The organism is Staphylococcus shinii (genome assembly GCF_017583065.1).
Lineage (GTDB): Bacteria > Bacillota > Bacilli > Staphylococcales > Staphylococcaceae > Staphylococcus > Staphylococcus shinii.
In genome coordinates this window covers 109,164-124,944 of the sequence record NZ_JAGEVL010000003.1, presented here as the reverse complement: position 1 = coordinate 124,944, position 15,781 = coordinate 109,164, and the positions used below count along the sequence as shown (strand labels likewise).

18 protein-coding genes are annotated in these 15,781 nt (G+C 30.6%); 13 read left to right on the top strand and 5 right to left on the bottom strand.

Going from position 1 to position 15,781, the window contains the following annotated elements; genetic code table 11:
• Positions 1-15: 15 nt before the first annotated feature.
• The 3 genes from J5E45_RS14480 (at position 16) to rpsR (ending at position 1,839) form a co-directional block, all read left to right on the top strand.
• A complete protein-coding gene (locus tag J5E45_RS14480) occupies positions 16-648 on the top strand; it encodes a 4'-phosphopantetheinyl transferase family protein (protein ID WP_069792965.1) in 633 nt (210 codons plus the stop codon).
• Between the two features lie 11 nt (positions 649-659).
• Positions 660-1,355, top strand: a complete 696-nt coding sequence (locus tag J5E45_RS04565; RefSeq protein ID WP_039069221.1) for a thioesterase II family protein — start codon at positions 660-662, stop codon at positions 1,353-1,355.
• A 241-nt stretch (positions 1,356-1,596) separates the two neighbouring features.
• Positions 1,597-1,839, top strand: coding sequence for a 30S ribosomal protein S18 (gene rpsR, locus J5E45_RS04560; protein WP_002484306.1), 243 nt, complete (start codon positions 1,597-1,599; stop codon positions 1,837-1,839).
• A gap of 119 nt (positions 1,840-1,958) precedes the next feature.
• On the opposite strand, the gene J5E45_RS04555 is transcribed toward rpsR, so the two are convergent.
• Positions 1,959-2,399, bottom strand: coding sequence for a hypothetical protein (locus J5E45_RS04555; protein WP_208181674.1), 441 nt, complete (start codon positions 2,397-2,399; stop codon positions 1,959-1,961).
• Between the two features lie 323 nt (positions 2,400-2,722).
• On the opposite strand from J5E45_RS04555, the gene J5E45_RS04550 reads away from it, so the two are divergent.
• The 5 genes from J5E45_RS04550 (at position 2,723) to J5E45_RS04530 (ending at position 6,539) form a co-directional block, all read left to right on the top strand.
• Positions 2,723-3,253: a hypothetical protein gene (locus J5E45_RS04550; protein ID WP_208181673.1), complete on the top strand. Its 531-nt coding sequence runs from the start codon at positions 2,723-2,725 to the stop codon at positions 3,251-3,253.
• 54 nt (positions 3,254-3,307) lie between these two features.
• A complete protein-coding gene (locus J5E45_RS04545) occupies positions 3,308-3,718 on the top strand; it encodes a GNAT family N-acetyltransferase (RefSeq protein ID WP_107548669.1) in 411 nt (136 codons plus the stop codon).
• Between the two features lie 470 nt (positions 3,719-4,188).
• On the top strand, positions 4,189-4,431 hold the full coding sequence (locus tag J5E45_RS04540; protein WP_017723381.1) for a hypothetical protein: 243 nt from the start codon (positions 4,189-4,191) through the stop codon (positions 4,429-4,431).
• Between the two features lie 304 nt (positions 4,432-4,735).
• A complete protein-coding gene (locus tag J5E45_RS04535) occupies positions 4,736-4,924 on the top strand; it encodes a hypothetical protein (protein WP_039069225.1) in 189 nt (62 codons plus the stop codon).
• A gap of 307 nt (positions 4,925-5,231) precedes the next feature.
• Entirely contained in the window at positions 5,232-6,539 is a 1,308-nt protein-coding gene (locus J5E45_RS04530; protein WP_039069226.1) for a peptidoglycan recognition protein family protein, read from the top strand.
• Between the two features lie 76 nt (positions 6,540-6,615).
• On the opposite strand, the gene J5E45_RS04525 is transcribed toward J5E45_RS04530, so the two are convergent.
• Both J5E45_RS04525 and J5E45_RS04520 read right to left on the bottom strand, forming a co-directional pair.
• Positions 6,616-7,128: a hypothetical protein gene (locus J5E45_RS04525; RefSeq protein WP_141714635.1), complete on the bottom strand. Its 513-nt coding sequence runs from the start codon at positions 7,126-7,128 to the stop codon at positions 6,616-6,618.
• Positions 7,129-7,388: 260 nt separating this feature from the next.
• Positions 7,389-8,255 (bottom strand): LysR family transcriptional regulator, encoded by an 867-nt coding sequence (locus tag J5E45_RS04520; protein ID WP_069792960.1) that lies wholly within the window; start codon positions 8,253-8,255, stop codon positions 7,389-7,391.
• Positions 8,256-8,400: 145 nt separating this feature from the next.
• Between J5E45_RS04520 and J5E45_RS04515 the strand changes: the two genes are divergently transcribed.
• The 4 genes from J5E45_RS04515 to J5E45_RS04500 are packed head-to-tail and all read left to right on the top strand — an operon-like array spanning position 8,401 to position 12,579.
• The gene (locus J5E45_RS04515) at positions 8,401-9,555 is read left to right on the top strand and encodes a PrpF domain-containing protein (protein ID WP_069792959.1); all 1,155 of its coding nucleotides are present in this window, start codon (positions 8,401-8,403) and stop codon (positions 9,553-9,555) included.
• Positions 9,556-9,559: 4 nt separating this feature from the next.
• Entirely contained in the window at positions 9,560-10,558 is a 999-nt protein-coding gene (locus J5E45_RS04510) for a Bug family tripartite tricarboxylate transporter substrate binding protein (protein WP_069792958.1), read from the top strand.
• 20 nt (positions 10,559-10,578) lie between these two features.
• Positions 10,579-11,064 (top strand): tripartite tricarboxylate transporter TctB family protein, encoded by a 486-nt coding sequence (locus tag J5E45_RS04505; RefSeq protein ID WP_069792957.1) that lies wholly within the window; start codon positions 10,579-10,581, stop codon positions 11,062-11,064.
• Positions 11,065-11,082: 18 nt separating this feature from the next.
• A complete protein-coding gene (locus J5E45_RS04500) occupies positions 11,083-12,579 on the top strand; it encodes a tripartite tricarboxylate transporter permease (protein ID WP_069792956.1) in 1,497 nt (498 codons plus the stop codon).
• Positions 12,580-12,772: 193 nt separating this feature from the next.
• On the opposite strand, the gene J5E45_RS04495 is transcribed toward J5E45_RS04500, so the two are convergent.
• Both J5E45_RS04495 and J5E45_RS04490 read right to left on the bottom strand, forming a co-directional pair.
• A complete protein-coding gene (locus J5E45_RS04495) occupies positions 12,773-14,077 on the bottom strand; it encodes a TrkH family potassium uptake protein (RefSeq protein WP_208181672.1) in 1,305 nt (434 codons plus the stop codon).
• Between the two features lie 152 nt (positions 14,078-14,229).
• Positions 14,230-14,970, bottom strand: coding sequence for a poly-gamma-glutamate hydrolase family protein (locus tag J5E45_RS04490; protein ID WP_069792954.1), 741 nt, complete (start codon positions 14,968-14,970; stop codon positions 14,230-14,232).
• 252 nt (positions 14,971-15,222) lie between these two features.
• Here J5E45_RS04490 and J5E45_RS04485 point away from each other — a divergent pair, with 252 nt between their 5' ends.
• On the top strand, positions 15,223-15,636 hold the full coding sequence (locus tag J5E45_RS04485; RefSeq protein WP_318756500.1) for an SRPBCC domain-containing protein: 414 nt from the start codon (positions 15,223-15,225) through the stop codon (positions 15,634-15,636).
• Positions 15,637-15,781: the final 145 nt, after the last annotated feature.

Genomic DNA, 15,781 nt, shown 5'->3' with positions numbered 1-15,781 from the left:
TGTGGAAGTGTGACCGTGAAAATAACGATATATGTATTAAATACGCAGGATTTTGATTATCAGAACCTCAAGAGGCACCCTCAATACTCTAAATGGTTTAAGTATTATTGTGTACGAGCGCATACAGGAATACAATTTGAGCATATTCAATTTGGTGAAAATACACATGGTAAACCAGTATTAAAATTACCTAAAGATAAACACATCAATGTGTCTCATACAGATGGTTGTTCAATATGTGTTGTGAGTGACGCGAATGTGGGCGTAGATGTGGAAAAAATTGAAAATATAGATTTAGATATTGCCAAAAAATACTTTTCATTATTAGAGTATCGATACATTACTGATACACAAAGTACTATCTCTCGATTTAATCGTTTTTTTGAAGTGTGGACGATGAAAGAGTGCTATTTAAAATTACTTGGTATGGGCATGTATAAAGCATTAGATTCTTTTTCTATTACACCAGTTCAAGGTCGTTATCAACTTATTGAAACTGAAGATGAAATGATGCAGCCGTGTTCATTTTTTCATGATATTGTGTATGGGATTTATGCATTGTCAGTGATTTTAGATGTAGCTAACCAAGATTTAGAAGCAGAGTTATTAGATATAACAAAGAATTTTAATACAGAATTTATACTTTAAGGGGCGAGTATATGGCTAAAACAACATTATTTTGTATACCATTTGCAGGTGGAAATAAAGCGTTATATTATCCAATGAAGAACAATTTACCAAGTTATATTCAATTTAAGCCATTAGAATTACCAGGACGTGGTGAAAGGTTAATCGAAGAGGCGCTAGATAGTATTGATGACATGGTAGATGACTTAGTTAAGCAAATTATTAATGAAAAACCTGAAGAGTTTATTCTATTAGGTTACAGTTTAGGGACAATATTAGCATACGAACTTTATTATAAATTGGATCAATTAGGTTATCGACCAAAGCATATGTTCCTTTGTGCGAGTGAACCGATTGGCTATTTGGATAAATATAATGATATAGAAGCCATGAATGATGAAGAATTCAAACAGTTTATAAGAGATAAGGGCGGCACATCTGAAGAAGTATTAAATCATGAAGAGTTATGGCAACTTGTGAAACCAGCATTGAAAAACGACTTTCTAGCAATCGATTATTATTGCGATAAACCCAAGGAAAGACAAGTAGATATCAATTTATCAGTATTTGTAGGGAAACAAGATTCCATTTCTGCTCATACTTTGTATAAATGGTCAGACCTGACAAAAGGTAAAGTAGATTATCGATTCTTTGAAGGCGATCATTTCTTTATAAATAATCATTATAAAGACTTAAGTGAAGAAGTAAAATTAGTACTTAATGGTTAGATGTTCAAATTATTTCGAGTTCAGCATGTTTATTTATTCTTAACGTGTTGACAAATAGTCTATAATTTTATAAGATTAATATTACACATGCACACACACGCAAAGATTTAATACAATGTTTCACACGCATTATAAATCTTTTACTAATAGAAAATAAAAACACATGAATCATAATAAAATGATTAATAAACATTAAAACTAGACGGTATTTAAAAAAATAACTTAAAGGGAGGCAGTTACCATGGCAGGTGGACCAAGAAGAGGCGGACGTCGTCGTAAAAAAGTTTGTTATTTCACAGCAAACGGTATTACACACATCGACTATAAAGACACAGAATTATTAAAACGTTTTATCTCAGAACGCGGTAAAATTTTACCACGTCGTGTAACAGGTACTTCAGCTAAATATCAACGTATGTTGACATTAGCTATTAAACGTTCTCGTCATATGGCATTATTACCATATGTTAAAGAAGAACAATAATAGATATTGTATCTGAAAACCCCGTAGGCATATACCTACGGGGTTATTTTTGTTTTATTGATTTTAATAAACATGAAGATTAGTATTTTAATCTATAGGTAATTGTTTTTAGTCTAAAATTAAAATAACCATTTAAATTTCTGTATAGTTTTGGCGTTTAAGTTAAATTTTTCTGGGTGATTTAATAATTGTATTTTATATGAATTAGCATTTTGCTTATTACGTAAAAGAATATCCATTCCAGGCTGTGTTACTAAAGTAGAAGAAAACTTAATAATTAACACGTCTTTGTCTATATAAATAATTTTCCATTTGCTCGAAATTGGTTTTAAAATGCCTTTACCTCTCCAATTGAATTGATCGTTATCTAGTGTATCGTAACCGACAATGGATTTTGATTTATTTCTCGTTTGGTATGTTACTTTATCAAGAATTCTCAAAGGATGAGATTGTATTATTGAATAAGTAATAGAAGGATTTGTTTTTTTGCCTGAAGTCCAAATTTTAAATGTAGAAGCTATGATGTGCCATTTTCCAGGTAAGTATTTTGTATATTGCATACTAATCATTCCTTTTAGTAAGTACTGTTTAAATTATAAAAGTATATTATTATCGAACCGTTTTGAAATAGGGCATAGAGATTGAAAGTATATAGTACTGAATGGTCTCTTTTTCAAAATACTGATATGTGGTATTTTTGAATTCTTATATTGATATTAACACATTTAATTGTGTGATATTAGAAAATTATCATTTAAAATTTGTGGTACTTCTTATAAAATATACTTATGTATCGTTCAATATAATCAAAGATTTATGTCATGAAAAAGTAAGATATTTGAGTTGAATGGTTATATAACAAGTTAATTAGAAGGAGCCGCTTATGTTAAATGGATTATATGATGCTTTAATATTTTTTATAAATCTTTTTACAGGTGAATATGGGTCACACTATTTATTGAACTTTGCTTTAATTGTAATTTTTGCAGCATTAATTGATATAGTTTTGTCGTTTGTTTTGAAAAAAGGAGAGTCTAGGATAATTGTATTTATCAAAGGTTTAGGGATACATTTTATTGGAATTATTGTCTTTACTGGAGGTCTTTTATTTGTTAATAGGGTATTAAGCAAACTTCCGTTTTTTGATTATAGTTCTAAATCCGATGAGTTGATTGGATTGGCAGGTATGTCGTTCTACGTAGTTTTACTTTTTGGTATAATCATGGCTATATTTTTAATGAAGGTTAAAATAAATAAAGTATTGAGTTTAATACTCCAGCTATTTGTGGCAATAGGTATCTTTTACATTTGCTTAGAAGTTTTAAATTTTACAATACCAATGAATAATTTGTTGATGTTAGCGGATATTATCTTTGTGGTTTTAATTAGTAATTGGTTAATAGAGTATCTATAAATTTTAAAAATGCTTACTCTATATATTTACTATATTTATAAATGAGTTCTTTCAATGAGCTATTCGGAACATACAATACCTGATACAGAAAATTTGAAGAAGTTATATGCGAGTGTAGGTTGGTGGAATTATTTGAGTACCGATTATGATTTCCAAGCACTGATAAAGAATATGGATTATGTTGTCACTGTGTGGGAGGATTCAGAATTAATTGGTTTAATTAGAACACTTAGTGACGACTGCTCAGTTGTATTTGTCCAAGATATTTTAATCAAACCGAAATATCAAAGACAAGGTATTGGAAGAAAATTAATAACTATGACATTACACAGGTATAAGCATGTAAGGCAAATTATTTTAATAACAGATAATAGTGAAAAGACAAACAATTTTTATCGATCTTTAAATATGAATAAGCTAGAAAACTATAATTGTAATGGTTTCATGATATTAAATAATACATAATACTTGAATATAAAATAGATCGAACAATATAGGCGTGGCAATACTAATTTTTATATGTTACGCTATATATATGAAGTACCTCCAGTGCTTCATCCGTGATAAACCGCCTTTCGGGGCGGTTTATTTTTGGATTACGGTTTAGGTATTTATGTAGTTTGACGTCTTTCCTTGTGTCTTGCTTACTAAAGAAAACCATTAATACCAGCGTTTAAATTTCCTTTAATAAATATTACGTTTTCTGGATAATTTATATTTTACTTATACAAGTAATTAATTTATAATAATTTTGCACGTCTTAGGACGTGTGTGATTAATGGGTCAATCTCTTATGCGTCCTATGACGTGTAGGAGAACGCAACTCCTTTAATCCTGTGGTCCTCTTAATTGAGGGCCTTTTTTAAATTAAGCTTTATTTAACGTAGTCAACATATTATAATGGATACAATATAATATGTTGGGAGGTAAAGTTTATGACAATGCAAAAATTCACTGATATACAAAAAGAACGGATCATAAGCATTATTGAGTCAAAGGCTACAAATAAAGGTATTTGCAATTGCGATAATCCTAACATGAGAGTATTGGATGGCCAATACTATTTACCATTATTATCTGCTACTTACGGTAATGAACCCATTACGTTAATAAATGTTTTGTGTGAAAATTGCGGTAGATTAAGAACATATTCAAAAGATTTCTTTGAAAATAACTGACGGTTTTACAATATATGAATTTTCACAGATAAATATGGATAATAAATGAGAGACAAACCATTTGCTAATTTTAGCGTTTGGTTTGTTTTTTTATGTCTAAAAACTCAATGTATCTAGAAAGTAATGAAATTTACTGTGCGTTTTTTGAGACAATAAAAAGGGTAGCGTATTATAAAGACTACGCAAATCACCATTCCTCTAATTATCAGTTTATTGAGTAACGATTTCTAATTAATTGTTCATGAAGCGGTTTTAAACAAATAAGCACAATCATAATTTAATAAAAGTGTGTGAGGTGATGAAGATGGCCGTATTAGCATTGGTTTTACATTTAGTGTGTCTATTATTAGTGTTAATTGCAGGTTTTGTGGCATTAAAAGAATTTAGAAAACCGTATAAAGAACGTAATCAAAGAAAAATTGATACCTTACTTGTGTTTGTACTTATAGTTGCATTAATTGCGATATTATCAAGTGTAATTATCGATTTATAATTGTTCAATGTGACGCTAAATTGTAACTTTCAACTCCTATCAATGGAGGGTTTATGGACAATAAACTTATTGATAAACAAATGTAAGATTAATAAGAGTAAGATAATGGAAATATTTGTGGTTTCATTATCTTACTCATTTTTTTATTATATTTAAAACACTTAATATATAGAATGTTCAAAAAATAGTACGAAATAATAAAGTTTTTTGTAAACATTTGAATAATATTATAAACTGTAAGAATAAGATGAATTAATTAATATAGGCATTGCGATAAAATAGTGTTCTATAAAAAAGGAGTTTTTAAATGAAGTATAGGTTGAGTTTATCATTAATAGTAGCAACGAGCTTGATACTAAGTAGTACCGTGGCATATGCCCAAGAAGATACTACAAAGCAAACGACGGAAAAAGATAAGGCAGAGAATACAAGTAAACCAATCGATTTTGATAAAGCACAAAAGATGAGCCCTCAAGCTTTAAAAGACCAACTAACACCTGAAGATTTACGATTACATAATAAGGTTGCAGAACATAATTCTAATTCAGTAGAAATGCGTACTTTTGCAAATAGATCTTACCAAGACGTAAATACATATATTGCAAATAATAATATTAAACCGGCGCAAATCGTTCAAGATTCACGTATTAATAATTTACCCAAATATAATTATAAATCAGGAAAGTTTATAGGCGTTGTTATACACGAAACTGCTAACCCAAATAGTACGATTGAAGGCGAAGTAAATTATATGTATAACAATTATCAGAGTGCTTTTGTACATGCTTATGCAAGTAGTGATAAAATTATCCAAACAGCACCAAGTAATTATTTAGCCTGGGGTGCAGGCGCGAATGCAAATCCATATTTCTATCAAATAGAGTTGACGAGATCAAATACATTTGATGGTTTTGCTAAATCTGTAAATAACCAAGCTTACTTAGCCGCTAAAATGCTGAAACAAAATGGACTGGCACCATCATTGGCAGATAATAATCAAGGTACAGGTACAATTATTAGTCACAACGCTATTAGTCAATATTGGGGTGGCACGGACCACACAGACCCAGTTGGTTATTTTAACCAATGGGGATATAACATGGATCAATTTTATAGTTTAGTTCAAAAACATTATAAAGCACTAAACGGTGGCGGTAATGATGACGCAATAACTGGATCAACTTACAAAGTGGCTAAAGGCGATACTTTATATAGTATTTCAAGACGAAGCGGCGTAGCTATTGATGACATTAAGAAATGGAATAATTTAAGCAATAACACATTATCAGTAGGGCAAACATTAAAATTAAAAGCGCCAAGTAATAGTGGTACGATAACCGGAGATACACATAAAGTAGTCGCTGGCGATACGCTGTATAATATTTCTAAAAGAAGTAATGTAAGCGTTGAAAATATCAAAAAATGGAATAACTTAAAAAATGATAATATTAGTAAGGGACAAACACTATATTTAGTGAAGACATATACTGTGAAGAAAGGAGATACTTTATATAGTATAGCTAAAAATCAAAAGACAACAGTCGACAAAATTAAGTCCGACAATAAGTTGGATTCCAATAGTATTAAAGTAGGACAAATACTAAAAATTAAATAATTGATGAAGCACATTAGTAAATAAAACGACACTCCACCATTTGTTGATATCAGCAATTGTGAAGTGTCGTTTTTGCTTATTTTTCGTTTATTATACCATCGTTATCTCTATCTTTGGATGAATCATAACCTGGCATATCTTTTGTTATTTCACCTGGCTTAGGCACATCGACATCTGGCGTTTTTGGTAAATCATTCTTTTCAGGTGCATCAATGTCTGGTGCATTAGTATCAGGTGTATCGATATCTGTGCTTGAGTTGTTTTGTTGATTGGTACTGTTATTATAGTTGTTAGATGATTGGCTTTGATTATTATTATAAGTATTGCCATTATCATTACTATTTTCGCTATTATCAGAAACATTACTTGACTCTTCGTAATTATTATCATTTGATTCTTGAGAGCCATTTTCTTGAGTATTAATCTCTTCATTTTTGCTATTATTAGTGTCGGAATTTTTATTCTCTTTATTTTTCTTTTTAGCATCAGAATTATTTTGAGTTTCTTTTTTGGTACTATCGCTATTATTTTCTGTATAGAAGAAAGCACTACATCCACCAACCAACAATATGATGAATAAAATTACCACTAAACAGCCTAAACAACCGATACATCCATTCTTTTTATTATCGTTCATCTCATTCTCCCTTAATTTTAATTCACATTTTATTGAACACTAAAATATAAAATATTAAATATATTGTACTACATTTTAGTTGTAGGTGTAACTTTATATTTTTATGTGTAAGAATACTGTATCTTTGAGTAAATTAGGTAGTAGTGAGTGACGATATATAATTGGATTAAAGTATAATATTTAGGTGAAATGCATTGGTATCATATATTATTTTAAAATTCTAAATTAACATCCTTCATGAAATTATAAAACGCTCTGACTACGGTATTATTTAGATATTGTTCTTTTAAAATCATGTCTGTATTTCTAATAATATAATCACCTTGTTGATCTAAGCATGGGATTTTAGACAAATTATCATCATCTCGTAATAAAATGCCAGGCAAAATAGAAAAACCTAAACCATGTTGGACAAATTCTTTACATGTCTCCATATTGTCGACATTTATTGTAATGGAAGATGGCTCTATAAATTTTCCAATCCACCAATCATCTATTAACTTATTGAGAGAAGTATCGGTGTTATAATATATTCTGGGTAAATGAGGTAACTCAGTTATATCAATTGGATGTTTTGAAACGATGTAAATCTTTTCTTTCATTAAACGAATCTTCTCTGACGAAAAGCTATAATCTCCTCTTAGTATGCCTACTTGAGAATAGTCATTATGGACATATTTGAAAACTTCTTCGCTCCAACCAGTATTAACATCAAATTCTACTGCTGGGTATTTTTGGCTAAACTCCGACAAAATTTTAGGAAGTTGATATCTTGAAAATATACTAGAAGCACTTAATCTTAATATCCCTTGCACAGTATTTTCTTGACTTATAAGTTCTTCTTTAAGCTTTTGATTATCTTTTAACATGGAAATTGCATAATTTACAATCATTTCTCCTTGCGAAGTGAACACGACACCTTTTTTATTTCTGTAGATAATCTTCACATTAAATTCTTGTTCAAGCTTATTAATTCTATATGTTACTGCCGGTTGTGATGTTCTCAATGTTTTGCTTGTTTGTGTGATATTTTTGCATTTAAATAATTCTCTTAAAATTTCCCAATCCATACTATCCATATATAATCCCCCTAAAATTTTATATATATATCATAAAAGATTTTGATGACCAAACATAAAAAAGTAATATTTTATTTATCGAATATATACTTATATACTTTATATAAGTTAACTGAATATTTCAATAATTAATAGGGGGCATATTATGGATACTACAAGTTTGAAAATCCCATGCGTTTTAATGAGGGGAGGAACTAGCAGAGGATTAATTTTTAAAGATACAGACTTGCCCATAGAGAAAAAAATGAGAGAGGAAGTAATTTTGAAGATTTATGGAAGCTCTGCTAACGGACAGATTGATGGTATTGGCGGAGGTACTTCTGTTACTAGTAAAGTAGCAATTGTGGGCATGACAGATACAAACGATAGTGATATTTACTATAATTTTGGGCAAGTTGGAATCAATCAAAAAAGCATCGATTACAACGTGACTTGTGGCAATATGGCGTCGGCTGTCGGTTTATACGCAGTTGAGGAAGGACTCGTAAAGAGAGAAGATGGTGAAACAACTGTTAGAATTTTAAATACAAATACAAATAAAATTATGGAAGTACGTGTCCCTGTATATCAAGGAGAGATAAAAAGTGTAGGTGACTTTTCGATTTCAGGTGTTGAAGGTACAGGAGCAAAGATTACAGTAAGTTTTATTGACTCATCCGGCGCATTTACTGGAAAATTATTGCCGACTGGAAATTTAGTTGACTATATTAAAATGGATGAAATTACGTATAAAGTAAGTATATTAGATACTGGCAATATTGTTGCTTTTGTCAAAGCTAGCGATTTTTCTCTTGAAGGATTTGAATTGTCAAAGGATATCAATGAGAGACAGACTTCAAAAGCAATTGAGAAGTTACGAGTTAAAGTAGGCGTTTTATTGGGGTTATTTAGCGATGAAGACAATGTAAATAATGAATTAGAAGCATTACCTAAAATAGCATTAGTCAGTGAACCAAAAGACTATATAACAGAACAAGGCAGTTTAATTAAAAAGGAAAATATTAATATAATAGGTAGATATATTTCTATGGGCAAATTGCATCCAGCTTTTGCTGTGAGTGGCTCTATATGCTTGGCAACCGCTTGTAAAATTCCTGGGACAGTCCCCGCTACAGTTTGCCAAAAAGACATGCTAAACACAATAGAGATAGGACATCCTAGTGGTACCATTTCGTCTGAAGTTTTTATACAAAAAAATGAAAGTGCTTACAAATTAATTAAAGGAGGTACTGGTCGTACCGCTAGAAGAATCATGGAAGGAAATGCAGTTATTCCAATATCTTTAATGGATAGGAAGTGAAAATATGAGTAAAAAAAAGGGGTTACTCATCATTACATTATCAATACTATTAGCAAGCTGCAGTGCAAAAGGAAATACTGGTAACGATATAGATAAAGAAGCAATTAAAGCGTATCCCAATCAAACAATCAATATGATTATACCTTTTGGTGAAGGGAGCGCCAGTGACGCATTTGTAAGGCAATATTCACAGATTCTTTCCGAACGCTCTGATGTTAATTTTCAACCTGTGAATAAGGATGGAAGCAGCGGTTTGTTGGGGATGTTGTACACGTATCAACAAAAAAATGATGGTTATAATGTGTTAGAGATTACACCATCCCAAGTAATTGCTGATAATTTAGATAAAAGCGAAAAGGTTAAATTGTTAGATGATTTTGAGCCACTAGTACAAATTCAAAGCGATATCTATGTATTATCTGTTGCTGAAGATAGCCCAATCAAAAATTATGATGAATTAATTGAAAAGGGTAAAAAGGATAAACTGACGATTGGTGGAACAAGTTCGACAGGTTTAGATGACTTCGCAACTAGTAAATTTAAAAGCGAAGCCAATATAAATAGTGAATTTATTCCTTATAAATCGGGATCTGAAGTAAAGGCGGCAGCGTTAGGCGGAGAAGTAGATGTATATCTAGATAAAGTTGTGAACGTTGTAGACTATGTTAAATCTAATAAAGTTAGGCCACTAGTTATTTTTAATGATGACAGAATTAATAAAATAGAAGAATTTCAAAGTGTTCCTACTACAAAAGAAAAAGGATTAGATGTAGATATTGGTTCATGGAGAGGCTTTGTCATTAAAAAAGGAACACCAGAAGCAGTGAAAAAACAGCTTACAAAACAATTAAAAGAGGCATATGAAACTGAAGAATATAAAGAATATGCCAAAAATAATTTAGTGGATATAGGTGAGGGCTATCTAGGTCCAGATGAATTTGAGAAAAAATTAGAAGAGGAGTATGAAAAATTTGATGAAATTTCAGATGATTTAGGCATTTAAACATGTAACGGGGGGATTATATGGGAAGTATATTATTTTGTTTCATTTTACTAATTATATTTGGATATTTCTTAATTAACTCAATAAATATGGAGAATTTAAGAGATGTTGATCCAATTGGCGCGTCAGGTATACCAACTTTTATACTTTTTATTCTAGTTGCATTACTTATTTATACATTAATTAAAGAGATTGTTAAATATAAGAAAAGTAAAGAGAAAACGAATCATAATGCGTTATTTACTAAACCGGCGCTCATTATAATGATCATAACTATAGGCATAGCGGTATTTATTTTAGTGTTAAATAAGATGGGGTTTTTCTTATCATGTTTATTTTTAACACCTTTACTATTAGTATTATTAGGCTCAAAAAGTAAGATTCAAATTATTAGTTTTTCTGTAGGTATTCCAATACTTTTTACGTTTCTGTTTGGAAACATACTAAGTATACCACTACCAAAAGGAATTGGTATTTTTTCTGAAATTAGTAATTTTATATATTGAGACATGGAGGTGTAATGAATGAATATAAACTTATTGAAAGATTCTTTTTTAACGATAATTGAACCCACTAATATTATGTTAGTCGTATTAGGGCTGTTAGTGGGGATATTCTTAGGTGCATTACCTGGTATAGGGTCTTCTATGGCGATTGTATTAGCACTACCTTTCACATATTTTTTAGATGTATTGCCCGCTATAGCGTTTTTATCAACAATTTATGTTGGCTCAGCTTATGGCGGATCTGTTACCGCTATTCTATTTAATACACCTGGAACGCCAGAGGCGGTGGCAACGACTTTTGATGGTTATCCCATGTCTCAACAAGGAAAATCAAAAAAAGCTTTGGGGTTAGCAATTAGCAGTTCAGCGTTCGGTGGCATATTTGCAGTAATATTAATGTTTTCCCTGGCTTCTATACTTTCAGAGGTTGCGTTTAAGATACATGCTTCAGAATATTTTGCTTTAGCCATTTTAGGCATGACTGTTATTTCTGCTTTAGGCACCAGTAATATGGTTAAAGCTATTATATCAGGACTTATTGGTATTTTTATTTCAACTATTGGTTTAGATCCATTAACAGCTACAGATAGGTTTACATTTAATACTTTAGAATTGATGAATGGTATTGACTATATTCCAATCATGATTGGAGCTTTTGCATTAGGCGAAGTATTTTCACAAATAACCAATGGTAATCCACAAAATTTAAATGCAAATTCAAAATTATCACAAGGTGTGTTTAAGTTTAAAGACTTCATTGTATATAAATGGACAGCTTTAAAATCAGCGATAATAGGTAGCATACTTGGAGTGTTGCCAGGGACAGGAGGTTCTATAGCTTCTTTTGTAAGTTATGGGGTAGCTATGAAAACAGCTAAAAATCCAGAAGAATTTGGAAAAGGAAAAGCAGAAGGCGTAGTTGCACCTGAAACATCTAATAATGCTGCGGCGGGTGTTTCAATGATTCCTACACTAATTCTTGGAATACCAGGCAGTCCAACTACAGCTGTAATATTAGCTGCTTTAGTGCTACAAGGTGTTCAACCAGGACCACAACTTATATCAGATCAACCTATACTTTTATATTCGATATTTTTAGCTATGTTATTCGCAAGTGTCATGACATTGGTTGCAGGTAGGGCGGGTGTTCAAGTATTCACATTATTGTTAAAAGCACCTTATAGTATTATAGCGACTTTTATTATTATACTTTCTCTACTTGGAGCATATGCTACCAACAATGACTTATTGAACGTTTGGATTATGCTATTATTTGGTATTGTAGGGTATTTAATGAAAATATATCATTTTTCAATTGCTTCATTAATTTTAGGAATTGTGTTGGGTCCTTTGATGGAAACATCATTAAGAAGACATTTGTTAATTAACAATGGGGAATTTTTATCATTATTCCATTCTCCTATTACAGTTATTTTATTGGTTGTTAGTGTTTTAATCATCGTAGTCCCAATTATTATGAATAAGAAAAAAGCAAATTCATCGAATTCTAATTAAGTTTTTAATAGATAATAATAGTTTGAAATAATTATTACTATGACTCTGGTATCTCGGATAAACTAAAAAGATGATTTCCATCTAAAATAAGTTGGGAATCATCTTTTTTTATGTATCCAAATATAATTACTATTCAGTGTATTATATTTGAATAACTAGTTGTAATTAGGCTATTTTAGTCTACCGAATTAATCTATAAGTGTACATTGCCTTTAGCGTAATAGAATAAAGATTTCTTTTCGGTAACAAACAATTGAACGAAAGTGAGAATCCCAATTTTTCCAATCAGCATCGTTGCGATAATAATAATTTTTGTAGCTGTATGGTAATCCATTGTAAAATTCATGCTTAATCCTACAGTGCCAAAAGCTGAAATAACTTCAAATAATACAGTCATGTAGGGCGTGTGCGGGTTAAGCAGACTGACTATGAGAGAGATGCTTAAGACAAATATAGTAGCACAGAGTGTAATTGTAACGGCCATATTTAAAGTTCGATTTGAAATAGATCGTTTAAATATGGAAGGATGCGTTTCGTTTCTTAGTGTACTGATAATGAACAATAGAGTTAAAACCAAGCTTGTTACTTTAATACCACCAGCTGCACTAATAGGTGCGCCCCCAATGAACATTAATAACATCATCATCATTGAAGTTGGTGCCGTGATTTGTCCAATGTCTAAAGTGTTAAATCCTGCAGTACGTGTTGTGACAGATTGGAAGAATGAAGCCCCTATTTTTTCCAGAAGTGATAAATGGTTTAATGTAGCGTGATATTCTAAAATGAAAAATAGTACAGAACCTAAAATAATTAATATGAGTGATGTGCTTAGTACAATCTTAGAATGTAATTTTAAGTGTACTAATTTTTGAGACATGATGAAATCAAAGAACACTAAAGGACCGATGCCGCCCATAATAATGAGTAACGGAATGGTGATAGTAATAATTGGATCATTAATCGTACTCATTAAATTATCTTTGAACAGAGCAAAACCAGCATTGTTAAATGCAGAAATTGATGTAAACATACTTAAAAATAAGCCTTGGCCAAACCCATATTTAGGGACAAATGAGAGGGCAATAAATATAGTTCCCAAGATTTCAATAGCGACACTGTATACTACAAATTGAAGAATAAGGCGTATAATACCTCCGGGTTGATCAATGTTCCACATTGCCATTGCTAGATAACGGTTCTTTAAACTTATTTTTTTATTTATTAATATAAAGGTCAATAATGTGACTGTCACGATACCAAGACCACCTATTTGAATTAATAGCATTATAATAAGGTCGCCAAACCAATTGAATTGTGATGAAACATCAACAGTGACTAAACCGGTTACTGTAAAAGCGCTGGAAGCTATGAAAAATGCATCTATAAAATCAATAGGTTGTTTGCCAGTAACAGGTAAGTACAAAAGTAATGAACCAATTAATGTTGTAGTTATAAAAAGTAAAAGGTAAAAATACAAAGGTTTATTTAATATTTTCATTAGGTCATTTCCTTTACTAATTTTAATAAACAGTATTTTATACCTATCGTTTTAAAAAGCAAGACAAATGTAAAAGAAAATATTTAGAAAAAATAAAGGTCGAGAAATACCTTTATCAATAAAAGGATTTCTCGATGTTATTGGAAATAAATTTAATTGGTTTGTTTCTTGATACCTTTAGTAACGGCTTCGGCAAAATCGTAAATAGATTGTTTATAGTCATTAGTATTTTCTCGCGTTTTCCGATTGAAGTCTCCATTGTCAAAGAAAGATTTGCGATATTTTGTTGAAATTTCTAATTGAACACCAGACCCTGTATCATTTTTATTAATGATGTTGTTGTTGGAATCCCCATTTACATAATTAGGGCTTTTCTCTACATTAAATCCTTCTTTTTCTAATTCTTTTTGAATGGATTGAGACATATCTTTATCTTTCCCACCAATATAAACTACTTTTTTTTCATCTCTAATGCCATGGATTGAAATAGACTCATTAGACTTATAAACCATATCTTTTAATTTAGGATCGTCAAAGCTGGTTGAAGTAATGTGCAGCTTGGCATTATTTGATTTTAATAATCCTTCAAAACTATATAAATTAAAATCCCCTTTTTTAGAAATAATCTTTGCTAATTCAGAAGTACCCGGTTCAATCCCACCACCATGAATGGCAGTAACTAATATATCTTTATTATTTGTTGTCTTTGTATTAACTTGCCAATCACGTCCTTCTTTTGTATCAGCTTTAAGTTCTGAAAAACTTTTATAGTAATCCTGATTTTGTGATTGATCATTTTTCCAAACATATAATACATATAAGGAAGTTAGAATGACACCTACTATAAGTAACATGATCAAATAATATAAATAAGAATGGATTATATTTTTCATAGATATCTCCTTAATTTTATAGTAGCGATGATGAAATTATAACAGAAATAAGGATAATACCGACCGATACGTTTTTTACAATTGCATTACTATTAGGGTATTTAATATTTACAATCTTAATAAATATAATTTTATAATGCATAATCTGTAGTATGTAATTTCATGATTTTGTAATAAGGTATATTTTGTGACGTTAGTGTAAAATGTATACAATAGAAGTGAGAAAATTTAGTATTAACTTGAAGAAAGGATATGTGTGACTTGGATATTGTTACAAAAATACAAGTAAATGCGCCGAAAGAAAATGTGTTTGAAGCTTTTGTAAATCCAAATCAAATTGGAGGTTTTTGGTTTTCTTCAAGTTCAGCAAGATGGGAACAAGGTAAAACCATCACCCTCTGTTATGAAGAATATAATGCAGAATTAAATATTCAGATAGAAGAAATAAAGAAAAATAAAAGTATTGAATTTATTTGGGGGGACCATCCTGTAAAGATTCAATTTGAGGGCGTTGACGATAGTACAGTAGTTACTACAATAGAGAAAGATTTTGATGCCCAGGATGTAGAACAATTATTAGGACAAAAAGAGGGCTGGGTGTATATGCTTAGTTGTTTAAAAGCATATTTAGAACATAACGTAAGTATTCGAGCTGCCATCTTGTAATATCTATAAACACTAACAAAATTAATATAGACAAACAAATACGTGTGCATTAAAAGTTTGGAAGCAGGGTGAAATTCTGAAAATAATTAGAATTTTATCCTGCTTTATTACTAATATGAAATTTTTTGGGAATATAGTAATTGTA